The following is a 21,898-nucleotide window of genomic DNA, read 5'->3' on the forward strand; positions in this document are numbered from 1 at the left end:
ACTAGAATTTTTTTAGCTCATAAATCCATGAATTTTTCTCACCAAAATGCTCGAACGCACCCACCTTGCCATCGTCCGTGAAGTCGAAAAACAGGGCTCGCTGACGGCGGCGGCCGGCGTGCTGTGCGTAACGCAGTCGGCGTTGAGCCACAGCATGAAGAAGCTGGAGCAGCAGCTGGGCACGGACATCTGGCTGCGCGAAGGCCGCAGCCTGCGCCTGACGCAGGCCGGCCAGTACCTGCTGGTCGTGGCCCAGCGCGTGCTGCCCCAGCTGGACCTGGCCGAGGAGCGGCTGCGCCAGTTCGCCCAGGGCGAGCGCGGCGCGCTGCGCATCGGCATGGAGTGCCATCCCTGCTACCAGTGGCTGCTCAAGATCGTCGCGCCCTATCTGGCGAGCTGGCCCGATGTGGATGTGGATGTGAAGCAGAAATTCCAGTTCGGCGGCATCGGCGCGCTGTTCGGCTACGAGATCGACCTGCTGGTCACGCCCGATCCGCTGTTCAAGACGGGCCTGGAGTTCGTGCCCGTATTCGACTACGAGCAGGTGCTGGTGGTCTCCAGCGCGCATGCGCTGGCAGGGGCCGATTTCGTGGAAGCCGCCCAGCTCGCGCCCGAGGTGCTGATCACCTATCCCGTGCCCATGGACCGGCTGGACATCTACAACCAGTTCCTCATGCCGGCCGGCATCACGCCGCGCCGCCAGAAGGCCATAGAGACCACGGACATCATGATGCAGATGGTGGCCAGCGGCCGGGGCGTGGCGGCCCTGCCGCGCTGGCTGGTGCAGGAGTACGCGGGCAAGCTGGACGTGGTGCCCGTGCGCCTGGGCGCCAAGGGCATTGCCAAGCAGATCTTCCTGGGCGCGCGCGTGGCGGACCTGCAGACCGACTATCTGCAGGCCTTCATCGAGCTGGCGCGCCAGCCGCTGGCCGCTGGCGCCCCCCCTGCTCAGGCTGCCTGAGCCTGCGCCAGGAAGTCCTGCGCAAACCGCTGCAGCACGCCGCCCGCCTCGTAGACCGATACCTCCTCGGCCGTGTCCAGCCGGCAGGTCACGGGCACGCGCAGCGTCTGGCCGTCTCTGCGTTCAATCACCAGCGTGAGTTGGGTGCCCGGCGTGCGCTCGCCTTCCACGCCATAGACCTCCGTACCGTCCAGGGCCAGGGTCTTGCGGTCGGTGCCCGGCAGGAACTGCAGCGGCAGCACGCCCATGCCGATGAGGTTGGTGCGGTGGATGCGCTCGAAGCCTTCGGCCACCACGGCCTCGACTCCGGCCAGCCGCACTCCCTTGGCCGCCCAGTCGCGCGAGCTGCCCTGGCCGTAGTCGGCGCCCGCGATGATGATCAGCGGCTGGCGGCGGTTCAGGTAGGTTTCCATGGCCTCCCACATGCGCACCACGCGGCCTTCGGGCTCGATGCGCGCCAGCGAGCCCTTGTGCTGCACGCCGTCGATGACGGCCATTTCATTGACCAGCTGCGGGTTGGCGAAGGTGGCGCGCATGGCCGTCAGGTGATCGCCGCGGTGGGTGGCGTAGGAGTTGAAGTCTTCCTCGGGCAGGCCCATGCGCGCCAGGTATTCGCCCGCCGCGCTGTCGGCCAGGATGGCGTTGGAGGGCGACAGGTGGTCGGTGGTGATGTTGTCGGGCAGCAGGGCCAGCGGCCGCATGTTGCGCAGCGTGCGCGGGAAGGCCGCCAGCGCGCCCACGCCTTCGGTATCCCAGTAGGGCGGGCGGCGGATGTAGGTGGACTGGGGGCGCCAGTCGTACTGGGGCGAGGCTTTGTCGCAATCGTCCTTGCGGATGGCGAACATGGGTTCGTAGACGGCGCGGAATTGCGCAGGTTTGACCGATTGCTCGACGATGGCGTCGATCTCCTCGTCGGCGGGCCACAGGTCCTTGAGGCGGATCTCGCGGCCGTCCACCACGCCCAGCACATCCTGCTCGATGTCAAAGCGCACCGTGCCCGCCAGCGCATAGGCCACAACCAGCGGCGGCGAGGCCAGGAAGGCCTGTTTGGCCTGGGGATGGATGCGCCCGTCGAAGTTGCGGTTGCCCGAGAGCACGGCCGTGGCGTAGAGGTCGCGCTCGACGATTTCCTGTTGGATCCTGGGGTCCAGCGCGCCGCTCATGCCGTTGCAGGTGGTGCAGGCAAAGGCGACGATGCCAAAGCCCAGCTGCTCCAGCTCGGTGAGCAGCCCGGCCTCCTTCAGGTACAGCTCCACGGCCTTGGAGCCCGGCGCCAGCGAGGATTTGACCCAGGGCTTGCGCGTGAGACCCAGGCGGTTGGCATTGCGCGCCAGCAGCGCCGCGGCGATGACGTTGCGCGGGTTGCTGGTGTTGGTGCAGCTGGTGATGGCCGCGATGATGACGGCCCCATCGGGCATCAGGCCTTGCGCCTCCTGGGCGCGGGCGGCCTGCAGCTTGGCCGCATCGGCAATGCCGCGCTCGGCCAGGGCAGAGGTGGGCAGGCGCCGGTGCGGATTCGAGGGGCCGGCCATGTTGCGCACCACGGTGGACAGGTCGAACTGCAGCAGGCGCTCGTACTGGGCATCGGCCAGGCTGTCGCTCCAGAAACCTGCGGTGCGCGCATAGGCTTCGACCAGGCGCACCTGGGCCTCGTCGCGGCCGGTCAGGCGCAGGTAGGCCAGGGTCTGGGCATCAATGGAGAACATGGCCGCCGTGGCGCCGTATTCGGGGCACATGTTGGAGATGGTGGCGCGGTCGCCAATGCTCAGGCTGTCGGCGCCCTCGCCAAAGAATTCCACATAGGCCCCGACAACTTTTTGCTGGCGCAGGAATTCGGTCAGGGCCAACACGATGTCGGTGGCGGTGATGCCCGCCTGGCGCCGGCCCGTGAGGCGCACGCCCACGATCTCGGGCAGGCGCATCCAGCAGGCGCGGCCCAGCATGACGTTCTCGGCCTCCAGCCCGCCCACGCCCACGGCGATCACGCCCAGGGCATCGACATGGGGCGTGTGCGAGTCGGTGCCGACACAGGTGTCCGGGAAGGCCAGGCCATCCTGCACGGTGACCACGGGGGACATTTTTTCCAGATTGATCTGGTGCATGATCCCGTTCCCTGCGGGGATCACATCCACGTTGGCAAAGGCTTTTTTTGTCCACTCGATGAAGTGGAAGCGGTCCTCGTTGCGGAGGTCCTCGATGGCGCGGTTCTTCGCAAAGGCATCGGGATCGAAGCCGCCGCACTCCACGGCCAGCGAGTGGTCCACGATGAGCTGCACGGGCACGACGGGGTTGACCTGGGCCGGGTCGCCGCCTTCGGCCGCGATGGCGTCGCGCAGGCCGGCCAGGTCCACCAGGGCGGTCTGGCCCAGGATGTCGTGGCAGACCACGCGCACGGGGTACCAGGGAAAGTCGATGTCGCGGCGGCGCTCGATGAGCTGCAGCAGGTAGCTGTCCAGCTGCGCGGGATCGGCGCGGCGCACGAGGTTCTCGGCGTGGACGCGGGCGGTGTAGGGCAGGCGTGCCCAGGCACCGGGCGACAGGGCATCGACGGCGGCGCGGGCGTCGATGTAGTGCAGCGTGGTGCCGGGCAGGGGTTTCTTGTGGGTGTGGTTCATGGGGCGGATGCAATGCGGGCGGGCCTGCAGCCCGCCCGCCAGGTTCAGAACAGCGGCGGCTCAGGCGCGCGCATCGAGGGGCACGAACTTCTGGTCCTCCGGCCCCGTGTAATTGGCGCTGGGGCGGATGATCTTGTTGTCCTGGCGCTGCTCGATCACGTGCGCTGCCCAGCCGCTGGTGCGCGCGATCACGAACAGCGGCGTGAACATGGCCGTGGGCACGCCCATCATGTGGTAGCTGACGGCACTGAACCAGTCCAGGTTGGGGAACATCTTCTTGACCTCCCACATCACCGATTCCAGCCGGTCGGCAATGTCGTACATGCGGGTGGTTCCCGCCTCGTCGGACAGGCGCTTGGCCACGCCCTTGATGACCACGTTGCGCGGGTCGCTGACGGTGTAGACCGGGTGGCCGAAGCCGATGACCACTTCCTTGGCATCGACGCGGCGGCGGATGTCGGCCTCGGCCTCGTCGGGTGTGTCGTAGCGCTTCTGGATCTCGAAGGCCACCTCGTTGGCGCCGCCATGCTTGGGGCCGCGCAGCGCACCGATGGCGCCTGCGATGGACGAATACATATCGCTGCCCGTGCCCGCGATCACGCGCGCCGTGAAGGTGGAGGCGTTGAACTCATGCTCTGCATAGAGGTTGAGTGAGGTGTGCATGGCGCGCACCCAGCCTTCGGACGGCCGGTGGCCGTGCAGCAGGTGCAGGAAGTGGCCGCCGATGGAGTCGTCATCGGTCTCCACCTCGATGCGCCGGCCCGAATTGCTCCAGTGGTACCAGTACAGCAGCATGGAGCCCAGGCTGGCCATGAGCCGGTCGGCAATGTCGCGGGCACCCGCCAGGTTGTGGTCGTCCTTTTCGGGCAGCACGCAGCCCAGGGCCGAGACGCCGGTGCGCATCACGTCCATCGGGTGGGCGCCGGCAGGCAGCTGCTCCAGCGCCTGCCTTACGCTGGCCGGCAGGCCGCGCAGCGCCTGCAATTTGGTCTTGTAGGCCTGCAGTTCGGGGCGCGTGGGCAGCTTGCCGTGCACCAGCAGATGGGCGATTTCCTCGAACTCGCAGACCTCGGCAATGTCCAGGATGTCGTAGCCGCGATAGTGCAGGTCGTTGCCCGAGCGGCCCACGGTGCACAGCGCCGTGTTGCCGGCGGTCACGCCCGACAGGGCCACGGACTTCTTGGGCTTGAATGCGGACGCAGATGGCGCGTCGATGATCGTGGTACTCATGGAAGGGTCTCCTGGTTCAGATAGGAATGGGCAATGGCGGCAGGAAGGCCGTTGTGGTCGACAGCCACCATCTCGAACAGGCCCTTGAGCACGTCCTCGCAGGCAATGCCCGGCGCCTGGGCCGATGCGGTGACGCAGACCGTCATGGAGCTGCGCCCCACCCGGCTGACCCAGCCGCGCAGGACGATCTCGTGGCCCACGGGCACGGGCGCCAGGAAGTCCACGCCGGTGACGGCGGCCATCACCACCTCGCGCTGCGCCAGGCTGCGCGCTGCCAGAAAGGCGGCCTTGGCCATGAGCTGCAGGCCCTGGCCTGCGAACAGCGTGCCGTGGTGGTTGGCCAGCGTGGGCAATACCAGTTCGCGCAGCTCGGCGGTTCCAGTAGGTGTTGTCATGCTTCGCAATCTACGCAAAATAGCGGCTCAGCCATAGGGCTGAAAAGGCGAATTCTTGCGAAACGAAACCCACGATATTGCGAATTCTGCGAATAACAGCCATCCGAGGAAACAGGCATGAAGAAGACATTCATGGGCGTCAAGCTGCGCAAACTGCGCGCGGAGCACGGCCTGTCCCAGATCGCCCTGGCCCACGCGCTGGGCCTGTCGCCCAGCTACCTGAACCAGCTGGAGCAGAACCAGCGGCCGCTGACGGTGTCGGTGCTGCTCAAGCTCAACCGTGCGCTGGGCGTCGATATCCAGCAGTTCTCGGAGGACGAGGAAGCGCGCCTGGTCGCCGGCCTGCGCGAGGCCCTTGCCGAGGCGCCCGAATCCATTGCCCTGCCCGAGCTTCAGGAAGTCGCCGCGCAGATGCCGGCGCTGGGGCGTGCGGTGATGGCGCTGCACCGCCGCCATCTGGAAGCCCTGGAGCGCATCGAGAGCATGTCGCTCAGGCTGGGCGATGACCGCTCGGACATGCCGGTGGCGCGCACCATGCCGTTCGAGGCCGTGCGCGATTTCTTCTTTGCGCACCAGAACTATTTCGATGAAGTGGACCGCGCGGCCCAGGCCCTGGCCGGCGAGGCGCGCGCGGACCCGGGCCATCTGGCGGACTGGCTGGTCCGGCGGCTGCAGCAGCGCCACGGTGTTCAGGTGCATCGCTCGGAAGACTCCCGGCAAAGCCAGCGCCGCTTCGACCCGGCCACGCGCTCGCTGTGGCTGTCCTCGGCGCTGGAGCCTGCGCAACAGGCCTTCCAGCTGGGCACGCAGCTGGCCTTGCTGGAGATGGGCGATACGCTGGACCGGCTGCTCGCCACCGCCGCCTTCCAGGGCGATCCGGCGTCATGCAAGCTGGCCCGCGTGGGCCTGGCCAACTACTTTGCGGGCGCGCTGCTGCTGCCCTACGACCTGTTCCTGGAGACGGCCGAGCAACTGCGCTACGACATCGACCTGCTGGGCCAGCGCTTTGGCGTGGGCTTTGAAACCGTCTGCCACCGGCTGAGCACGCTGCAGCGGCCGGGCGCACCGGGCGTGCCCTTCTTCTTCGTGCGCGTGGACCGCGCGGGCAATATCTCCAAGCGCCAGTCGGCCACGCATTTCCATTTCAGCCGCACGGGCGGCACCTGCCCGCTGTGGACGGTGTACGAGGCCTTCGGCCAGCCCGACCAGGTGCTGCGCCAGCTGGCCAGCATGCCCGACGGGCGGCGCTACCTGTGGATTGCACGCTCGGTCTCGCACGGGCAGCGCGGCTATGGTTCGCCGCGCAAGACCTTCTCCATCGGCCTGGGCTGCGACATACGCCATGCCGCGCGCCTGGTCTATGCCAAGGGACTGGACCTGGGCGATCCGGAATCGGCCACGCCCATCGGCATGGGCTGCAAGGTCTGCGAACGCGACCAGTGCACGCAGCGCGCCTTTCCCTATGTGGGAAAGGCGCTGCATGTGGATGAGAACGCCAGCCGCTTTGCACCCTATGGCGTGGGCGGCTGACGATTCCGTGGCCCGCGCGGTGCGCGGGATGCGCGGTCAGGCTGCGCTGCGGTAACGGTCGCGCAGGTCGCGCACTTCATCGTGGTTGCGCTGGGCACCCTGGGCCTGGCGCTCCACCACCACGCGCACGGCCGGTGGCAGCGGTTGCTTGAGCGCCTTGCGGTACTGGGCGAGGGCGGAGTCCTCGCCGCGCTCGCATTCCTCCAGCACCGCCTTGTCGTCCTGCGAGGTCAGGGCCGTCTTCACGGACACCCAGCCCCGGTGCAGCGCGCCGGCCACCGTGCCGCCCGATGCCGGCTCTCCGCCGAGCCTGCGGATTTCCGCTTCCAGCTCCCGCGCGGCAACACCGCACTCGGTGGAATGGCGCATGAACAGGGCCTTGAGGTCGGGCGAGTCGGCGTTCTCGGAGGAGGTGCGAAAGCCGTACTCGCCATCGCGGCAGGATTCAAGCAGGTCGTTGAGCACGTCCACCACATCGTCGTTGTCGATATCGCCCGTGTAGGCGGGGGCGACGATGGTGCCCGTCTCGTCACGGACATCACGGCTGCCTGCGCGCGCCCAGGCGGCGCGGGCTGCGGGACGGGCCTGGTCCCAGTCCAGATGGCTGGCGCCACGGCGCGTGGTCCATTCGCGCTCCCACTCGGCGTCGAAGGCATCGAAGTCGGCATCGCGGCGTGCGGCGGCAGCGTTCCAGCCCAGCTCGTAGGCGGGGCGGTATTCCTCGTAGCTGCGGCCAGCCACGTAATAGGGCTCGCTCTGGTAGGCATCGCGCCAGTAGGCATCTTCAACCGTGGGGTTCACGGCCTCGGCCGCACCCTTGCCGGCCAGCCCGCCGACCACGGCACCGGCCACGCCGCCCACGGCAGCGCCGATGGGGCCACCCATTGCGCCGAATGCAGCGCCGGTGACGGCGCCGCCTGCTGCGCCTATGCCGGTGCCCACCGGGTGCGCGCCGGGTGCGTCGGACAGCGGGTCACGGTTTGCGGGGTTCGATTGCGTCATGGAATGTGCTCCTTGGCAGTTGAAAGTGATTCCTATGCTGATGGCCGCGGAGGCCGTCCGGCGTGCGCGCTTGCGGCCATGTGCCGTAGGAACGCAGCGCCCTGCCCTTGCGGACATCGCGCCAGCGGCCTGTGGCCATTTTTCGCACCCCGGCGCAGGGCAAACACAGGGCAATCGACGTGCCTGCCGGCCCTCCCGCATCGGACTGCATCCGAGCGCATCGGCACGCTCCTACCTCCAGGAAAGTGCTGTGCCCACCCCCGCTGCAAGCCCGCGCAGGCAGGCTTGGTCCATGACCCGGCCACGGTGGCCGGACCCCCTTGGAGATCACCATGCGCACCCCGAACAACACGGCTGCCACCGGCAGCGACACTCCCCAGATCGACCGCAGCGAAGACGCCAGCGCCGACCTGCCCGAAGGCAAGGACATCAACGAGCACCTGAGCGCGGAAAAGGATGTGGCCGATTCCATCGCCGAGGCCTCGGCGCACCGTTTCGACGACATGCCACAGGACGGCCCGCTGAACTTCGACGATGGAACCGACATGGGCCACCCGCGCGGCAACACGCAGCGCGAAGGCGGCACCTGGCAGGCCGAGGGCGCGGACAGCGGCAGCCTCAGGCCGCCCGCCGAAATCCTGTCCGACCGCAATGGCCCCAGCGACCGCAAGAACGGGCGGTGATGCACCCTTGCACGCCATGAAAAAGGGCACCCGAGGGTGCCCTTGTCGCGAGGAAACGGCAATTCATCCAGCGCCGCGGTCACCGCCTGGTCCGCCGCCCTTGTTCTGGCGCGTCTGGGCCTGGTTGCCGCTGCCGACATGGGCCTCGCGGTCATGGCGGCTTTCGGGCGTTCGCTGGCCTTCGTTCCTTTGCGTGGGCGGCTTCGCGCCCTGGCGGTTGTGATCGTTCTCCACCTTGCCCTTGCCGGGCTCCTGTCTGTCGCTGCTCATATCGCGCTCCTTGTCTAGGGTGCCGGGCCCCATCGCTGCAGGGCCGGACTTCCAGTCTAGGCAGCGCGCAAGGCCCAGGCAGCGGGCCATGGGCGCCCGCCGGCGTGGGGCGTCTCCCACAGGGCAAACGACGTGCCTGAGAACGGCGTTCATGCGCGAGGCATCTTTTCGTTCCTGCGCTTTCGGCGTGGTCCCACGGCGGCTGCGCACGGGCGAAGAGACCATGGCCCAAGCGCCGCCTGCGCAGGCCCGCGAACGAAAGGAAGACGCCATGAAAGACAAGACCCCATCCGCATCCAAGTCCTCTGCACCCACACAGGCGAAGCCGTCGGGCGATGGCCAGACCAAGCTGCCCGGACAGGTCGGCAAGGCGCCCCATGCGCCCGGTGAATCCGATGCAGCCGACGCATCCGAGCAAGGCCTGCGCCTTCCGCACGAGCGCGACCAGAGCCTGGACGCCACCAGCGATGCGCCCGACCCGGTGATGCGCCAGGCCCATGACGACATTGTTTCCGGCCAGGTGGATACCGACATGCGGCAGACGCCGGGACTGGATGCCGAGCGGCGCAAGAAGATGGTGCGCAAGCAGCCTTGATTGCACCTGAAGCTCAACGAACTGCTGGCAGCCAACAAGATTGCCAGCAACCGCATGATCGGCATCGAAGCGCTGGACGAGGAGCAGCTGCAGCAAGTGGCGGCCTTCTACGTCAACCTGGCCCCCCGCGCGCGCGAAAGCGGAGCCTGCAAGGAATGCCACTCCATCGACGAGGACGACCCGGCACGGCCCGGCAACTGAGGCGGCCTGCCTGCACTCCATCCAGGTAGAACCCCATGCCCGACATTCCAGATTGGCTCCAGTGGCCTGCCTTTGCGGCCTCCCTCATCGGCGCATGGTGGGTGGGCTCGCGTTCCGCCGGGCGGCGCAATGTGGGCTTCTGGATCCTGATGCTCAGCAATGTGCTGTGGGCACTGTGGGGATGGTCCTCCGGCGCCTGGGCACTGGTGACGCTGCAGGCCTGCCTGGCGGTGACCAATGTCCGCGGCTCCCTCAAGGCTGAGCGCTGAACGCGCCATGCAGGCCGCCTCCCTCCCTATGGCCCGGTGCTGGCGCATGGCCGATCCGCGCACAAGCCGTCGGCTGACGGTCGGTGAACCTGGCACTCGGTACCGTGGTCTTTCCATGGAAACACCCCCACTCCCCGCCCGCAGATTCGCCCTGTTCCTCGACTTCGACGGCACGCTTGTGCCGCTGGCCGAGACCCCGGACGCCATTGCGCCAGACCCCGCCCTGATCCCCATGCTGGCCAGGCTGCAAGGCCTGCTGGGGGGCGCGCTGGCCATCGTCACGGGGCGGCAGCTCGAGGTGCTGGACCACTTTCTGGCGCCGCTGCATCTGCCCGCCGCCTGCGAGCACGGCCTGCAGCGGCGGGATGCAGGTGGCTGCCTGCACCCGCAGCCATCGGCTCTGCCAGAGACCGTGCTGCAGTTGTGCAATGCCTTGGCGGCCGATCATCCCCGCCTGCTGGTGGAGCGCAAGCGCTCCTCGGTCGCACTGCACTACCGGCGTGCGCCAGAGCTGGCGGCGCTGTGCCTGGATACGTTGAGCCGCGCACTGCGGCACCTGCCCGGTCTGGAGCTGCTGCACGGCAAATGCGTGCTGGAGGTCAGGCCCGCGGGCGTGGACAAGGGCCACGCCATTGCGGCCTTTCTGCGCGAAGAGCCGTTCGCCGGCCGCACCCCCGTGTTTGCCGGTGACGATGTCACGGACGAGAGCGGCTTTGCCGTGGTGCAGGCGCACGGCGGGATGGCGATCAAGGTGGGCGAAGGCGCAAGCGGGGCCCGCCACCGGCTGGACAGCCCGCAGGCCGTGCACGCCTGGCTGCAGTCCGCATGCATGCACCTGGCGGCACAGACCTGCGCGGAGGCCCTGCCATGAGCCGGCTGGTGGTGATCTCCAACCGCGTGGCCGATCCGTGCAGGACCGCAGCCGGGGGCCTTGCCGTGGCCATGGGCGATGCGCTGCGGCAGACGGGCGGCCTGTGGTTCGGCTGGAGCGGAACCGTCACCGACGACGGTGCCCAGGCCGCGCCTGCCGGCCATGTGCACCGCTCCCAGGCCGGCAAGGTCACGCTGGCCACGGTGGACCTGGACCGTGCAGACCACGACAGCTACTACGCGGGCTACAGCAACGGCGTGCTGTGGCCCGTCTTCCATGGCCGGCTGGACCTGGCGAATTTCGACACGGGCCTTGCGGCCGGCTACCGCCGCGTGAACCAGCTGCTTGCGCGCCGTCTTCTGCCCCTGCTGGCGGAGGACGACATCCTCTGGGTGCATGACTACCACCTGATCCCGCTGGCGGCCGAGCTGCGCGCCCTGGGCTGCCGCCAGCGCATCGGCTTTTTCCTGCACATCCCATTGCCCCCGCCGACCCTGCTGGCGGCCATTCCCGAGCATGCATGGCTGATGCGCTGCCTGTTCGCCTATGACCTCGTGGGCCTGCAGACCCGACAGGACGTGCAGCATTTCGAGCGCTATGTCTGCGAGGAGGCGGGCGGCCAGGCCCTGGGCGACGGCGCATTCCGCGCCCATGGCCAGCGCCTGGTCTGCCGCGCCTTCCCCATAGGCATCGATGTGGAAGGTTTCATGGCGCTTGCACAGGGCGGCGCCTCGCGGGACATGTACGAGCGCATGAAGCACGAATACGCCCAGCGCCGCCTGCTGCTGGGCATAGACCGGCTGGACTACTCCAAGGGCCTGCCGCAGCGCCTGCGCGCCTTCCGGGAGCTGCTGGCCCGCCATCCCGAGCAGCGCCGCAGCGCCACGCTGATCCAGATCGGCTCGCCCACGCGCGAGGGCCTGGACGCGTATGCCGACATACGGCGTGAACTCGAATCGCTGTGCGGCGCCATCAACGGCGACTACGGCGAGCTGGACTGGATGCCCGTGCGCTACATCCACCAGACCCTGCCGCGCGACGGCATTCCGGGCCTGTGCCGCGCGGCGGCCGTGGGCCTGGTCACCCCGCTGCGCGATGGCATGAACCTCGTGGCCAAGGAGTACGTGGCGGCCCAGGACCCGGCCGACCCGGGCGTGCTGGTGCTGTCGCGGTTTGCCGGCGCTGCCGAGCAGCTGCAGGAGGCGCTGCTGGTCAATCCCTACGACGTACACGGCACGGCCGCCGTGGTGCAGCAGGCCCTGCAGATGCCGCTGCAGGAAAGGCGCCAGCGGCACCAGCGGCTGCTGCAGCGCATTGCCGAGCAGGACGTGCACTGGTGGCGCAAGGCCTTTCTGTCTGCCTTGAAAGAGGCCAGGCCGCTGGAGCACAGGGAAAGGGAAGGCTTCGGCATCCCGGTTCCCTCGATCAGGCAGGAGCAGGCGCCGCTGCGCCTGGAACTGGCCGCCTGCCCTGCCGACGGTGTGGAACGGGACGCCTGCCGGTCGGTGGTCTCCGACAGGTAATGCCTTCCTGCTCCTGCGGCGCCGCGTTCATCCTCCCGGCACCATGGCATCGCCTGGCGCCTCCCCCCAATTCCAGGCTGCGCAAGGCACGAAAAAGGAAGGTGAGCGGTGATGGCCCAGCACAACGACGAGCACGCCAATGCGTGGACATGCAGCGACACGCTGGCCCAGGCCTTGCGCGGCCATGCGGACCTGTCCCCGGCGGACCAATTGGCCCTGCTGGTAGCACAGGGCGCCGACCGCCTGCCGCTGCCGGGCCATGGCCACACGCTGCAGCGCTGGCAAGCACTGGCCGAAGTAGCCGCCCACAGCCTGGGCCTGGCCAAGCTCTATGAAGGTCATACCGACGCCCTGGCCATCCTGTCCGAACTGCAGGCCGACCTGGCCACCGAAGGACTGCGCTGGGCCGTCTGGTGCGCCGAGCCGCCGGGCGAGCGCGTGCAGGCCACGGCTGCATCTCCCGACGCCACGCAACGCACGGCGCTGCAGGCAGGCTCGGCGGTTCGCCTGTCCGGCCACAAGCCCTGGTGCTCCGGCGCACGCGCCGTGGACCGCGCCCTGGTCAGCGGCTGGCTGGCAGACGGCCAGCGCTGCCTGATCGCCGTCACCATGGACCAGCCCGGCATCCGCCGGGACGACAGCCACTGGCAGGCCGTGGGCATGGCCGCCAGCGCCAGCGCCGATGTGCACTTCGACGGCGCCACCGGCGTGCTGGTCGGGGCCCCGGGCCAGTACCTGAGCCGCCCCGGCTTTCACCATGGCGGCGCCGGTGTTGCGGCCTGCTGGCATGGCGCGGCAGCGCGCATCGCCAGCCATCTGCAGCAGGCCGTCAGTCAAGGCGAGGACCCGCACCGCCAGGCCCACCTGGGCGCGCTGGACGTGGCCCTGGCCAGCGCGGCCGGCCTGCTGCGCGACGCTGCGGCCTGCATCGATGCCACGCCCTCGGACCCCTGCCTGCTGGCCGTGAGCCGCGCCCGCCTGGCCGTGGAAGCCGCCGCCGAAGAGGTGCTGCGGCGCGTGCCGCGCGCCATCGGTCCCGGCCCGCTGTGCAAGAACAGGGGCCTGGCACAGCTGATGGCCGACCTGCCCGTTTTCATCCGCCAAAGCCACGCCGAGCGCGACCAGGCGGCGCTGGGCCGCCTGCTGGCCGAGAAGGCACAGGCCTCGCAGGCACCGGGAGGCGCGGCATGGATGCTGTGAAGCCGCGCCTCATAGAGGGCCGGGGCACGCCCGAATCGCGCTGGCAGGCCTGGTTTGCGCAACGCCGGCCAGCGCAGGTATCCATGGACGACCTGTTGGACGGCCGGCGCCGCGTCGTCATCGTCGCGCCGCACCCCGATGACGAGATCCTGGGCTGCGCCGGCCTGCTGCACCGCTGTGCCGAGCGGGGCATGCCCTGCCTCATCGTCTCCGTGACCGATGGCGGAGCCAGCCACCCCGACTCGACGCTGTGGCCCCCGCAGCGTCTGGTGCGCGAGCGCGTGCAGGAGAGCACCCAGGCCCTGGCCCTGCTTGCGCCGCAGGCGCAGGTGCTGCGGCTGGGCCTGCCCGACGGCCATATCGCCGAGCATGCAGCGCAGTTGCTGCAGCGGCTGGAGCAGTTGCTGCAGCCCTCGGACGCGCTGCTGTGCACCTGGCGCGAAGACGGTCACCCGGACCACGAGGTCACGGGACAGGCCTGCGCCACGGCGGCCCGGCACACGGGCTGCCGGCTCTTCGAGCTGCCGATCTGGGCCTGGCACTGGGCCGAGCCCGGCGACGCGCGCGTGCCCTGGCACCGCGCCGCCGCCATTGCGCTGGCACCGCAGGAACTGGCGCTCAAGCGCAAGGCCCTGTCGTGCTTTCGCAGCCAGCTGCTGCCAGACCCGTCCACGGGCCGCGACGCCGTCCTGCCGTCCTGGGCCACGCAGCGCCTGCTGCGTCCGTTTGAAGTGGTGTTTCTATGAACGGCGCCAGGCAGCACTTCGAGCAGATGTACCAGGCCGACCCCGACCCCTGGCAGGTCGCATCGCGCTGGTACGAGCGGCGCAAGCGCGACCTGCTGCTGGCCGCCCTGCCGCGCGAGCGCTATGCCCACGGCTTCGAGCCCGGCTGCGGCAATGGCGAGGCCACGCAGCGCCTGCTGCAGCGCTGCGACCGGCTGTGCGCCGTCGATTTCTCGGACAGGGCCGTGGATCTGTGCCGCCAGCGGATTGCGCCGCAGGACCGCGCACGCCTGGACCTGCAGGCCCTGCCCCTGCCCTGGCAATGGCCACAGGTGCCCCAGGTGCCGCAGCAAGGCTTCGATCTCATCGTGGTCTCGGAGCTCGCCTACTACTTCGACGACGCAGCCCTGGCGCATTTCAACCGCCAGTGCCTGGCCTCGCTGCAGGGCGGCGGCCACTGGCTTATGTGCCACTGGCGGCATGGGGCGCACGATCACCTGCAGACCACTCGCACCCTGCATGACAGCGTGTCGGCCCATGCGCAGCTGCACTTGCTGCTGAGCCACAGCGAGCCGGATTTCCAGCTGGACATCTGGCAGAAAACCCCTGAAAGGACGGACAGATGATCGGCGTGTGCATCCCAGCCCATGACGAGGAAGACCTCATAGGCCGCTGCCTGGACAGCGTGTTTTGCGCGGCCGCCCATGCCGACCTGCAGGGCGAGACCGTGGCCGTCGTCGTGGTGCTGGACAGCTGCCAGGACGCCACCGAATCGGCCGTGCGCCGCTGGCCCGCCATCCCGTTGCCGATTGCCGCGCGCAACGTGGGCAAGGCCCGCGCGCTGGGGTCGGAGTACCTGCTGCTGCTGGGCGCCCGCTGGCTGGCCTTCACGGATGCCGACACCACGGTCTCCCAGAGTTGGCTGGCAGACCAGCTGGCGCTTCAGTCCGACGTGGTCTGCGGCACGGTGCAAGTGGCCGACTGGTCGGCCCACGGCGTCCAGGCGGACACGGCGCGGCGGCACTTCGAGACCACCTACACGGACCGCGACGGCCATCGCCACGTGCACGGCGCCAACCTGGGCATCTCAGCCTGGCACTACCGCCAGGCCGGCGGGTTCGACGCACGCACCTGCGGCGAGGACCAGGACCTGGTGGACCGCCTGGCGGCCGGCGGCGCCCGCATCGCCTGGTCGGCCCGGCCCCGGGTGATGACCAGCGGCCGCGCCTACTCGCGCGTGGCCGACGGTTTTGCCGGTGCGCTGCGCCAGGGATGGGCCCTGCCCGGGGACGCGCCGCCTGAGCTGCCCGTGCTCCAGGGCGCCCTGGCGCAGCAGGCCCTGGCCCTGCATCAACCGCAGGCCGGCTCGTCCACGCGGTAGCAGTCCCTGAGGAAAACCGGCAGGTCGTTGGCCGGCGGCACGAAGGGCACCTGGTACATCATGTCGCTGACAAAGCCACGGTGGTAGCTGCCGTGGTTCACCACGTGCAGCACGATCTGCTCGCGCGTCATGGCGCCCTGCCCGCCGCCCACGAACTCGAAGTGCACGACCTTCGCCAGGTCTTCATCCGGGCACGCATCGACGAACTCCACATACCAGCGGTCCATTGCCTGCACCGATTCCCACAGCGCCGGCAGCGTGGGCGTGTGGTCGGTGTTGCGCATGGTGTAGCCATGTTTGTGGCCCTGCAGGTGGTGCCTGAAGATGTCCTCCACCACAAGGACGTGGTTCAGCGTGCGCACCATGTTGCCGAAGCTCGTGGGGCGCTGTTTCAGGGCCTCGCCTTCGGGCAGCTCCATCACGCTCTTGAAGGTCAGGCCGTTGGCCCAGGCCTTGTAGCGCACCAGCATTTTCAGGTTGGCCCTGGCCGATGAGACGGGAGCGCGCGGGCTCTCTTGTATCGCTGTCATTCGTGGGTTCTTTCGGTGTGGATCAAAGGCCGCTCAGTGCGCCTTCGACATGGGTGCGCGCCGTGCCGCCCACCCAGACCTGGCCCGTGCCGTCACGGGTCAGGAAGATGCGGCCGTCACGGCCCAGGCAGCGGCCCTGGGCGGCAATGTAGTCGCTGTCCATCACCCCCGTCGCAAACAGCCACTGCGCCAGCGAGGCGTTGAGGCTGCCGGTGACGGGGTCTTCGACGATGGCGCCCTGGTGATCGGAGAAGAAGGCGCGCACCTCGCAGGCGGCAGGGCTGGCACCGCCGACACCCCTGGCATAGGGTCCCACCACGCCCACGTCCATGCGCGTGGGCCACTGCCGGGCCGGGTTCAGCGCCAGCACCTGCTCGGCCGAGGCCAGGCGGATGCCCAGCCAGCCGGGGCCGTTGTCTATCCACGAGGCGGCCTGCACCTCTTCGGCAGTGATGCCCAGCATGCGCAGCGCGGCATCCAGCTCATCGGCGGTGGGCGCGCCAAAGCGCAGCATGGGCGGCGCGGCGAATGCCAGCCGTCCATGCTCCTGCCGTATCTGCACCAGTCCCGCCCCGCACTCCTGGACGATGTGGCCTGCGTTCCTGGGCGCACCGTGCTGGGACAGCCAGGCATGGCAGCTGCCCAGCGTGGGATGGCCGGCAAAAGGCATCTCCCGGTCCAGCGTGAAAATCCTCACGCGGTAGTCGGCCTGCGCCTGCGTGGGCGGCAGCAGGAACGCGGTTTCGGAGAGGTTGAACCAGCGTGTCAGCTGCTGCATCTGTGCGGTGGTCAGCGCCTGCCCACCGGTGATCACGGCCAGCGGATTGCCGGACAGCGGGCCGCTGGCGAAAACGTCGACCATATGAACGGCAATGCTCATGAAGACGGTCCTTGTTGCATGGAAAGGAAAAGAAAGGGAAACGGGCGGCGGGCCCGATCTGCGCTACGGCCGCACATCGGCGCGATGCACCACATGGACCTTGTTGCCGTCGGGATCGCGCAGGTAGGCGCCGTAGTAGCCATCGCCGTAGTGCGGGCGCGGGCCGGGCGGGCCTTCGTCGCTGCCGCCCCGGGCCAGGCCGGCGGCATGGGCCGCATCCACCGCGTCGGGCGACGGGGCCACAAAGGCCACCATGGCGCCATTGCCCGCCGTGGCCGGCTCGCCGTTGAAGGGGCTGTAGACATAAAAGCGCGGCAAGGCCGCCGGCGGCGCCACCCAGCACAGCGCGGCCGGCCCGCCATCGGGCTGGACGGCGCGGCGCTGCAGTCCCAGCGGGAAAAGCACCGCGTCATAGAAGCGGCCGGCCCGCTCGAGATCACGGGCGCCGACGGTGATGTGGCTGAACATGGAGTGAACGTTACACTATCAACAAATGAAATAGTGTCACGGCACACTCATTTTTTCCTTGCCCCGACCATGCTCCTGCCCTCCCCCTGGACGCCCCGTCTTGCGCGCATTGAAGCCAGTGCCGCCGAGCGGCTGGCGCGCGCCCTGGCCGACGACATCGTCGAAGGCCGGCTGGCCGGCGGCGACCGCCTGCCCGCCCACAGGGACCTGGCCGACAGGCTGCAGATCGGCCTGGGCTCGGTGACCAGGGCCTATGCGCTGCTGGAGCGCCGGGGGCTGACACGCAGCGTCAAGGGCCGGGGCACCTTCGTGGCGTCACAGCAGGCGCAGGCTGGCGAGGACATCGACCTGTCTTCCAATGCGCCGCCGGCCGCCATCAGTGCGCGCGTTCTGGCTCGTACGCTGACCGGGATTGCGCGCAGCATCGATGCCGATCATTTCAACTTCTATGCCCCGCCCCAGGGCCACCTGGAGCATCGGCGCGTGCTCGTGCGCTGGCTGCAGACGCTGGGCCTGAACGTGGAACCCGACCACATGGTGCTGACCAGCAGCGCGCGCCAGGCGCTGTCCCTGGCCTTCGATCTGGTCTGCCAGCCCCGGGGCCGGCTGCTGACCGAGCGCATCACCTACCCCGGCGCCATTGCCCTGGCCCGGCGCAAGGGCTGCGCCCTGCAGGGCCTGGCCACCGACGCGCAGGGCCTGCTGCCGCAGGCGCTGGCCGATGCACTGGAGGGCATTCCCGCCGCCGAAGGCAAGGTGGTCTACCTGACCCCCACGCTGCACAACCCGACCACGGCCACCATGGGCGCGGAGCGCAGGCAGGCGATCGTGGACATCTGCCGCAGCGCAGGCGCCTGGATCATCGAAGATGGCGTGTATGCCGCCTGCTTGCCCGATCACGCCCCCTTGGCCCATCTGGCCACGCTGGCGCCCGAGATCACGCTGCATGTGAACGGGCTGTCCAAGTCCCTGGGCCCGGGGCTGCAGGTGGGCATGCTGGTGCTGCCCGCTTCGCTGGGCGGCGCGGCTGTGGAGCTTGTGCAGGAGATGTCCATGGCGCCTTCGGCCCTCTCCTGCGCCGTGATCGATGAATGGCTGTCGCACGGCGTGGTCGCTTCCCTGCAGGCCGACCTGCGCCATGAGGCACAGCGGCGCTGCCGGTTGGCCGCATCACACCTCGCCTCGCACCTGAGTGGCTCCGGCCTGGTGCTGCACCCCGAGGCCTACAACGCCTGGCTGCCCATGGAGCGCGAAGCCGCCGACCGCCTGGTATCGGCCGCAGCGGCGCTGGGTTTGAAGCTGACCGATCCGGGCTCGCTCATGGTGGACCCGCAGGAGCAGGCCAGCGGGCTGCGCATCTGCCTGGGTGCGCCGCGTTTCGACGCGCTGGACGGCGCCCTGGCGCAGCTGGCCCGGCTGCTTACTGCGGCGCCCTGAGCTTGTGCTGCAGCGCCCTGGCCACGGCGCCCAGCACGGGGACCTTGGCGAAGATTTCCTCCACCGGGTCCCAGAAATCCCGGTGCGTCGCCACCAGCCCGTCGCCATCGAACTGCAGGTAGCTGGTGCCGCAGATGTGCATGGGCTGGCCGGATGCCCGCACAAAGCCCAGCTCCCACAGCAGAAAACCGCTGTCCCCCTGCATCGCGCCGTGGCTGACGGCGAAGCGGGGCCGGTCGAGCTGCTCGAACATGTGGGCAAACACGCGCTCGATCGCAGCGTGGCCGCGCACCTCGTTGAACGGGTCCTTGAACAGGGCCTGCTCGGCATACAGGGACAGCAGCGCCGGCAGGTTGTCGCGGCGCAGGGCCTCGTAGGCCTGGGCCAAGCGGGCCAGTCGCGGATCGGATATGCCGCTGCTCATGGGTTTCATGCTCCGGTGAAGCGGCGGACCGCAGAGAAATACCAGGCGTCTGGCAGGCAGCGCAGCAGGCGCACCCAGCGCGTGAAGCGGCGCGGAAAATTCATCTCGAAACGCCCCTGCGCCCAGCCCTGCAGCATATGCCGGGCCGCCTCGTCGGCGCCGATCAGGGCCGGCATGCTGAAGCTGTTTTGCGCCGTCAGCGGCGTATCGACAAAGCCGGGATTGATGATGGACACGCCCAGGCCCAGGCCATGCAGGTCCAGATAGAGGTTTTCCGCCAGGTTGTTGAGCGCCGCCTTGGTGGGGCCATAGGCCAGGGACATGGGCAGTCCCCGGTAGCCGGCCACCGAGCCGACCAGGGCCAGATGGCCCCGGCCAGCCTTGAGCAGCATGGGCAGCGCGGCATCGAGCAGGTGCAGCACGCCGCCATAGTTCACGGCCAGGTGGTGCTGCATCTCGGCCAGGTCGAACTCGGTGGCGCGCAGGGGCCGGTAGTGGCCTGCGCAGTAGAGGATCAGGTCGGGCGCCCCGCCCGCGTGGGCCAGGACGGCCTGGGCGGCCGCATCCACGGCGGCGGCATCGGTCACGTCCAGCGGCAGGGCCAGGCAGCCCTCGCGGCCGCGCACGAAGTCCTGCAGCGCGCCGCCATGCCGTGCGGAGACGATCACACGGGCGCCCTGCCGGTGCAGCGCCTCGGCCGTGGCACGCCCTATGCCCGAGGAGGCGCCCACCACCCATGCCGAGCGTCCCTTCCAGTCAGCCAGCAGCGGGTTCAGCCCGCGCGAGAACAGCGGCATGGCCATCACTCCTTGACAAAGGACAGCGTCACATCGCCCAGGTGCACGCCGAGCTTGCTCATGGCCGTGCGGTTGAGCAGGGTGCGCCCGTCCATGAGGTACATCCAGTCATCCATGTGGACGTTCCAGACCCGCCCATTCACGGGCAGGGCCAGCACATAGCTCCAGCGGATGGCATTGCCCGCGCTCTGGCCCTGGGCCTCGCCCACCACGTCGTCGGCCCGGCCGCTGTAGCGGCCCTCGCCCAGGTGGCGGATATGCCAGACCCGCTCCTGGGTGCTGCCGTCGCTGTAGACGAAGTGCTCTTCCAGGGATCCCTCGTCGCCATTCCAGCGGCCCGTCATGCGCACGGTGAAACGCTTGACCACCTTGCCCGATCGGTCCGTGAACATGCCATGCGCCGTCAGCGGCCCGTTGAAATACTGGCGCAGGTCCAGCTGCGGCTGCTCCTTGGCGTAGTCCTGGACCGAAGGCCCGGCACAGCCCGCCAGGGACAGTGCCAATGCCGCCCCCAGGCAGACGCGCCGCAGCGGCGAAAACGAAGTGGAGTGGGTGATGTGGCTCATGTGTGACTCCAGGAAGAATGCAATCGCTCGGCGCGCCAAAGCAGCAGCGCCGCCGCCAGCTTGAGCAGGCAGGGCAGCCCGCCATAGGCCCAGGCCAGCGCCTGCAGCCCGGCCGGGTCGGTGCCGCCGCTGCGGTAGCCCGCGGCGGACAGCAGGGGCAGGGCCAGGCCCGCAGCCAGGGCCAGGTTGAGCTTGGTGGCGCAGGTCCACCAACCCAGGTAGCGGCCCTCGCCCCGGCCGCCCTGGCCGGACTCGTGGATCACGCCCGTGAGCAGTGCGCCCGGCAAGGCCAGGTCCGCGCCCAGGGCCAGCCCGCTGGCCAGGCAGATCACGGCAAAGGCCATGGCGTCGCCCGCGCCCAGCCAGGGCGTGAAGCCGAAGGCCAGCACGCTGGCCAGCATGCCCGCGCGCCAGCTGGGCGCCAGGCCCCAGCGCGAGACGGCCTTCACCCACAGCGGCAGGCCCAGGGCCGCCGCGCCAAAGAAGCACAGCAGCAGCAGGGGCTGCAGTGCAGGCGCCTGCAGCCTGTCGGCCACAAAGAAGGGCAGCAAGGTGGCGGGAACGGCCGCGGCCACGCCATTGAGCATGAAGATGGCCAGCAGCCGGCGAAACCCGCCATCCGCCCACGGAGAAGTGGAAGAGGCCAGCGCGGCCGAGGCCGGGGACTCCGCTTGCGGCATGCGGGGCGCAGAGGACACATGGGACACATGGGACACATGGGGCACAGGAGCCACGGGCGCCCGGAGCCGGTACAGCCCCATCAGTCCCAGCACCAGGCCCAGCGCCAGCACGGCGCTGGTGGCATCAAGGCCCATCACGGCCGGCAGCACGCTGGCCAGCAGCACGCCCGCCAGCGTGGCGCCCTCGCGCCAGGCCGTCACACGGGCACGCCAGGCGGGCTGGCCGCCCCAGCGGGTGCCCCAGGCCTGGTGGAGGATGGTGACGAAGCTGTAGGCCAGCGTGCACACCAGCAGGCTGCCGGCCAGCCAGCCCAGCATGGCGGTCTCGGAGCCGCGCGGCGGATGCCACAGCGCCCCGAAACCCAGCACCATCAGCAGGCTGCCCAGCGCAGCCGCCCTCCAGGCCGGCCGCACACCCTGGCGCAGCAGCCTGTCGGCCTGGCGACCAATGGCCGGATCGACCACGGCATCGAGCGCCCGCGTGGCCAGCAGCACCGCGCCCAGCCCGGCCAGCGGCGCGCCGGCCACGCTGGCGTAGTGGTAGGGCAGGTTCACATACAGGGGCAGGGACACAAAGGCCAGCGGCGCGGCCAGCCCGCCATAGGCCAGCCCTGTGCGCCAGGGCAGCACGGGGGCGGGAGCGGGGGCCGGGACGGAGGTCATGG

At 69.3% G+C, this 21,898-nt stretch carries 25 protein-coding genes; 13 read left to right on the forward strand and 12 right to left on the reverse strand.

Annotated features, from left to right (window positions below; genetic code table 11):
- Positions 1-46: 46 nt before the first annotated feature.
- Positions 47-961: a LysR family transcriptional regulator gene (locus tag BO996_RS27925; RefSeq protein WP_071956929.1), complete on the forward strand. Its 915-nt coding sequence runs from the start codon at positions 47-49 to the stop codon at positions 959-961.
- Here the strand turns inward: BO996_RS27925 and acnD are convergent.
- Genes acnD through BO996_RS27940 form a run of 3 tightly spaced genes read right to left on the reverse strand, consistent with a single transcriptional unit; the run spans position 949 to position 5,201 of the window.
- The gene (acnD, locus tag BO996_RS27930; protein ID WP_071956930.1) at positions 949-3,576 is read right to left on the reverse strand and encodes a Fe/S-dependent 2-methylisocitrate dehydratase AcnD; all 2,628 of its coding nucleotides are present in this window, start codon (positions 3,574-3,576) and stop codon (positions 949-951) included. The genes BO996_RS27925 and acnD overlap by 13 nt on opposite strands.
- 60 nt (positions 3,577-3,636) lie before the next feature.
- The gene (gene prpC, locus BO996_RS27935) at positions 3,637-4,806 is read right to left on the reverse strand and encodes a bifunctional 2-methylcitrate synthase/citrate synthase (protein WP_013800495.1); all 1,170 of its coding nucleotides are present in this window, start codon (positions 4,804-4,806) and stop codon (positions 3,637-3,639) included.
- The gene (locus BO996_RS27940) at positions 4,803-5,201 is read right to left on the reverse strand and encodes an acyl-CoA thioesterase (RefSeq protein ID WP_071956931.1); all 399 of its coding nucleotides are present in this window, start codon (positions 5,199-5,201) and stop codon (positions 4,803-4,805) included. The genes prpC and BO996_RS27940 overlap by 4 nt, the downstream gene beginning before the upstream one ends.
- 117 nt (positions 5,202-5,318) lie before the next feature.
- Here BO996_RS27940 and BO996_RS27945 point away from each other — a divergent pair, with 117 nt between their 5' ends.
- Positions 5,319-6,731 carry a short-chain fatty acyl-CoA regulator family protein gene (locus tag BO996_RS27945; protein ID WP_071956932.1) on the forward strand — a complete coding sequence of 471 codons (1,413 nt, stop codon included), beginning with the start codon at positions 5,319-5,321 and terminating at the stop codon, positions 6,729-6,731.
- 36 nt (positions 6,732-6,767) lie between these two features.
- On the opposite strand, the gene BO996_RS27950 is transcribed toward BO996_RS27945, so the two are convergent.
- Positions 6,768-7,733, reverse strand: a complete 966-nt coding sequence (locus tag BO996_RS27950) for a ferritin-like domain-containing protein (protein ID WP_012207662.1) — start codon at positions 7,731-7,733, stop codon at positions 6,768-6,770.
- A gap of 332 nt (positions 7,734-8,065) precedes the next feature.
- On the opposite strand from BO996_RS27950, the gene BO996_RS27955 reads away from it, so the two are divergent.
- Positions 8,066-8,416: a hypothetical protein gene (locus tag BO996_RS27955; protein WP_013800492.1), complete on the forward strand. Its 351-nt coding sequence runs from the start codon at positions 8,066-8,068 to the stop codon at positions 8,414-8,416.
- Between the two features lie 63 nt (positions 8,417-8,479).
- On the opposite strand, the gene BO996_RS27960 is transcribed toward BO996_RS27955, so the two are convergent.
- Positions 8,480-8,686, reverse strand: coding sequence for a hypothetical protein (locus BO996_RS27960; RefSeq protein WP_013800491.1), 207 nt, complete (start codon positions 8,684-8,686; stop codon positions 8,480-8,482).
- A 271-nt stretch (positions 8,687-8,957) separates the two neighbouring features.
- On the opposite strand from BO996_RS27960, the gene BO996_RS27965 reads away from it, so the two are divergent.
- The 9 genes from BO996_RS27965 to BO996_RS28005 all read left to right on the forward strand — a co-directional run bounded on the left by BO996_RS27965 (position 8,958) and on the right by BO996_RS28005 (position 15,451).
- Positions 8,958-9,281 carry a hypothetical protein gene (locus tag BO996_RS27965; protein WP_013800490.1) on the forward strand — a complete coding sequence of 108 codons (324 nt, stop codon included), beginning with the start codon at positions 8,958-8,960 and terminating at the stop codon, positions 9,279-9,281.
- Positions 9,282-9,482 carry a low affinity iron permease family protein gene (locus BO996_RS27970; protein WP_232240430.1) on the forward strand — a complete coding sequence of 67 codons (201 nt, stop codon included), beginning with the start codon at positions 9,282-9,284 and terminating at the stop codon, positions 9,480-9,482. It abuts the gene before it with no gap.
- Between the two features lie 35 nt (positions 9,483-9,517).
- Positions 9,518-9,751 (forward strand): hypothetical protein, encoded by a 234-nt coding sequence (locus tag BO996_RS27975; protein ID WP_071956933.1) that lies wholly within the window; start codon positions 9,518-9,520, stop codon positions 9,749-9,751.
- A 115-nt stretch (positions 9,752-9,866) separates the two neighbouring features.
- The gene (gene otsB / locus BO996_RS27980) at positions 9,867-10,622 is read left to right on the forward strand and encodes a trehalose-phosphatase (RefSeq protein ID WP_232240431.1); all 756 of its coding nucleotides are present in this window, start codon (positions 9,867-9,869) and stop codon (positions 10,620-10,622) included.
- Positions 10,619-12,145, forward strand: a complete 1,527-nt coding sequence (locus BO996_RS27985; protein WP_071956935.1) for an alpha,alpha-trehalose-phosphate synthase (UDP-forming) — start codon at positions 10,619-10,621, stop codon at positions 12,143-12,145. The genes otsB and BO996_RS27985 overlap by 4 nt, the downstream gene beginning before the upstream one ends.
- Before the next feature lie 111 nt (positions 12,146-12,256).
- Positions 12,257-13,345, forward strand: coding sequence for an acyl-CoA dehydrogenase family protein (locus BO996_RS27990; protein WP_071956936.1), 1,089 nt, complete (start codon positions 12,257-12,259; stop codon positions 13,343-13,345).
- Positions 13,333-14,091, forward strand: coding sequence for a PIG-L deacetylase family protein (locus BO996_RS27995; RefSeq protein ID WP_071956937.1), 759 nt, complete (start codon positions 13,333-13,335; stop codon positions 14,089-14,091). Before BO996_RS27990 ends, BO996_RS27995 begins: the two co-directional genes overlap by 13 nt.
- Entirely contained in the window at positions 14,088-14,696 is a 609-nt protein-coding gene (locus BO996_RS28000; protein WP_071956938.1) for a class I SAM-dependent methyltransferase, read from the forward strand. The genes BO996_RS27995 and BO996_RS28000 overlap by 4 nt, the downstream gene beginning before the upstream one ends.
- Positions 14,693-15,451 (forward strand): glycosyltransferase, encoded by a 759-nt coding sequence (locus BO996_RS28005; RefSeq protein WP_071956939.1) that lies wholly within the window; start codon positions 14,693-14,695, stop codon positions 15,449-15,451. The genes BO996_RS28000 and BO996_RS28005 overlap by 4 nt, the downstream gene beginning before the upstream one ends.
- Here BO996_RS28005 and BO996_RS28010 read toward each other — a convergent pair.
- The 3 genes from BO996_RS28010 to BO996_RS28020 form a co-directional block, all read right to left on the reverse strand.
- A complete protein-coding gene (locus tag BO996_RS28010; RefSeq protein ID WP_071956940.1) occupies positions 15,421-15,981 on the reverse strand; it encodes a DinB family protein in 561 nt (186 codons plus the stop codon). The genes BO996_RS28005 and BO996_RS28010 overlap by 31 nt on opposite strands.
- Before the next feature lie 22 nt (positions 15,982-16,003).
- Positions 16,004-16,861 carry a PhzF family phenazine biosynthesis protein gene (locus BO996_RS28015; RefSeq protein ID WP_043782983.1) on the reverse strand — a complete coding sequence of 286 codons (858 nt, stop codon included), beginning with the start codon at positions 16,859-16,861 and terminating at the stop codon, positions 16,004-16,006.
- A gap of 63 nt (positions 16,862-16,924) precedes the next feature.
- On the reverse strand, positions 16,925-17,329 hold the full coding sequence (locus tag BO996_RS28020) for a VOC family protein (RefSeq protein WP_012207674.1): 405 nt from the start codon (positions 17,327-17,329) through the stop codon (positions 16,925-16,927).
- A gap of 69 nt (positions 17,330-17,398) precedes the next feature.
- Here BO996_RS28020 and BO996_RS28025 point away from each other — a divergent pair, with 69 nt between their 5' ends.
- Positions 17,399-18,766 (forward strand): aminotransferase-like domain-containing protein, encoded by a 1,368-nt coding sequence (locus BO996_RS28025; RefSeq protein ID WP_071956941.1) that lies wholly within the window; start codon positions 17,399-17,401, stop codon positions 18,764-18,766.
- Here the strand turns inward: BO996_RS28025 and BO996_RS28030 are convergent.
- Genes BO996_RS28030 through BO996_RS28045 form a run of 4 tightly spaced genes read right to left on the reverse strand, consistent with a single transcriptional unit; the run spans position 18,750 to position 21,896 of the window.
- Positions 18,750-19,190: a nuclear transport factor 2 family protein gene (locus tag BO996_RS28030; RefSeq protein ID WP_071956942.1), complete on the reverse strand. Its 441-nt coding sequence runs from the start codon at positions 19,188-19,190 to the stop codon at positions 18,750-18,752. The genes BO996_RS28025 and BO996_RS28030 overlap by 17 nt on opposite strands.
- 5 nt (positions 19,191-19,195) lie before the next feature.
- Entirely contained in the window at positions 19,196-19,987 is a 792-nt protein-coding gene (locus tag BO996_RS28035; RefSeq protein ID WP_012207677.1) for an SDR family NAD(P)-dependent oxidoreductase, read from the reverse strand.
- A gap of 5 nt (positions 19,988-19,992) precedes the next feature.
- Complete coding sequence (locus tag BO996_RS28040) at positions 19,993-20,553, reverse strand: DUF3833 domain-containing protein (RefSeq protein ID WP_034397282.1); 561 nt, start codon at positions 20,551-20,553, stop codon at positions 19,993-19,995.
- Complete coding sequence (locus BO996_RS28045) at positions 20,550-21,896, reverse strand: MFS transporter (RefSeq protein WP_071956943.1); 1,347 nt, start codon at positions 21,894-21,896, stop codon at positions 20,550-20,552. Before BO996_RS28045 ends, BO996_RS28040 begins: the two co-directional genes overlap by 4 nt.
- Positions 21,897-21,898 lie beyond the last annotated feature (2 nt).

The sequence above is a fragment of the Delftia sp. HK171 genome (assembly GCF_001886655.1).
Classification (GTDB): domain Bacteria; phylum Pseudomonadota; class Gammaproteobacteria; order Burkholderiales; family Burkholderiaceae_C; genus Comamonas; species Comamonas acidovorans.

Coding starts and splice junctions, on each gene's coding strand:
- BO996_RS28005 (WP_071956939.1), top strand. CDS start 14,693: ATGATCGGCGTGTGCATCCCAGCCCATGACGAGGAAGACCTCATAGGC.
- acnD (WP_071956930.1), bottom strand. CDS start 3,576: ATGAACCACACCCACAAGAAACCCCTGCCCGGCACCACGCTGCACTAC.
- BO996_RS27955 (WP_013800492.1), top strand. CDS start 8,066: ATGCGCACCCCGAACAACACGGCTGCCACCGGCAGCGACACTCCCCAG.
- BO996_RS28025 (WP_071956941.1), top strand. CDS start 17,399: ATGCTCCTGCCCTCCCCCTGGACGCCCCGTCTTGCGCGCATTGAAGCC.
- BO996_RS27995 (WP_071956937.1), top strand. CDS start 13,333: ATGGATGCTGTGAAGCCGCGCCTCATAGAGGGCCGGGGCACGCCCGAA.
- BO996_RS27950 (WP_012207662.1), bottom strand. CDS start 7,733: ATGACGCAATCGAACCCCGCAAACCGTGACCCGCTGTCCGACGCACCC.
- BO996_RS27940 (WP_071956931.1), bottom strand. CDS start 5,201: ATGACAACACCTACTGGAACCGCCGAGCTGCGCGAACTGGTATTGCCC.
- BO996_RS28010 (WP_071956940.1), bottom strand. CDS start 15,981: ATGACAGCGATACAAGAGAGCCCGCGCGCTCCCGTCTCATCGGCCAGG.
- BO996_RS27965 (WP_013800490.1), top strand. CDS start 8,958: ATGAAAGACAAGACCCCATCCGCATCCAAGTCCTCTGCACCCACACAG.
- BO996_RS28000 (WP_071956938.1), top strand. CDS start 14,088: ATGAACGGCGCCAGGCAGCACTTCGAGCAGATGTACCAGGCCGACCCC.
- BO996_RS27975 (WP_071956933.1), top strand. CDS start 9,518: ATGCCCGACATTCCAGATTGGCTCCAGTGGCCTGCCTTTGCGGCCTCC.
- BO996_RS27960 (WP_013800491.1), bottom strand. CDS start 8,686: ATGAGCAGCGACAGACAGGAGCCCGGCAAGGGCAAGGTGGAGAACGAT.
- BO996_RS28035 (WP_012207677.1), bottom strand. CDS start 19,987: ATGCCGCTGTTCTCGCGCGGGCTGAACCCGCTGCTGGCTGACTGGAAG.
- BO996_RS27945 (WP_071956932.1), top strand. CDS start 5,319: ATGAAGAAGACATTCATGGGCGTCAAGCTGCGCAAACTGCGCGCGGAG.
- BO996_RS27925 (WP_071956929.1), top strand. CDS start 47: ATGCTCGAACGCACCCACCTTGCCATCGTCCGTGAAGTCGAAAAACAG.
- otsB (WP_232240431.1), top strand. CDS start 9,867: ATGGAAACACCCCCACTCCCCGCCCGCAGATTCGCCCTGTTCCTCGAC.
- BO996_RS28045 (WP_071956943.1), bottom strand. CDS start 21,896: ATGACCTCCGTCCCGGCCCCCGCTCCCGCCCCCGTGCTGCCCTGGCGC.
- BO996_RS28015 (WP_043782983.1), bottom strand. CDS start 16,861: ATGAGCATTGCCGTTCATATGGTCGACGTTTTCGCCAGCGGCCCGCTG.
- BO996_RS28040 (WP_034397282.1), bottom strand. CDS start 20,553: ATGAGCCACATCACCCACTCCACTTCGTTTTCGCCGCTGCGGCGCGTC.
- BO996_RS27990 (WP_071956936.1), top strand. CDS start 12,257: ATGGCCCAGCACAACGACGAGCACGCCAATGCGTGGACATGCAGCGAC.
- prpC (WP_013800495.1), bottom strand. CDS start 4,806: ATGAGTACCACGATCATCGACGCGCCATCTGCGTCCGCATTCAAGCCC.
- BO996_RS28030 (WP_071956942.1), bottom strand. CDS start 19,190: ATGAGCAGCGGCATATCCGATCCGCGACTGGCCCGCTTGGCCCAGGCC.
- BO996_RS28020 (WP_012207674.1), bottom strand. CDS start 17,329: ATGTTCAGCCACATCACCGTCGGCGCCCGTGATCTCGAGCGGGCCGGC.
- BO996_RS27985 (WP_071956935.1), top strand. CDS start 10,619: ATGAGCCGGCTGGTGGTGATCTCCAACCGCGTGGCCGATCCGTGCAGG.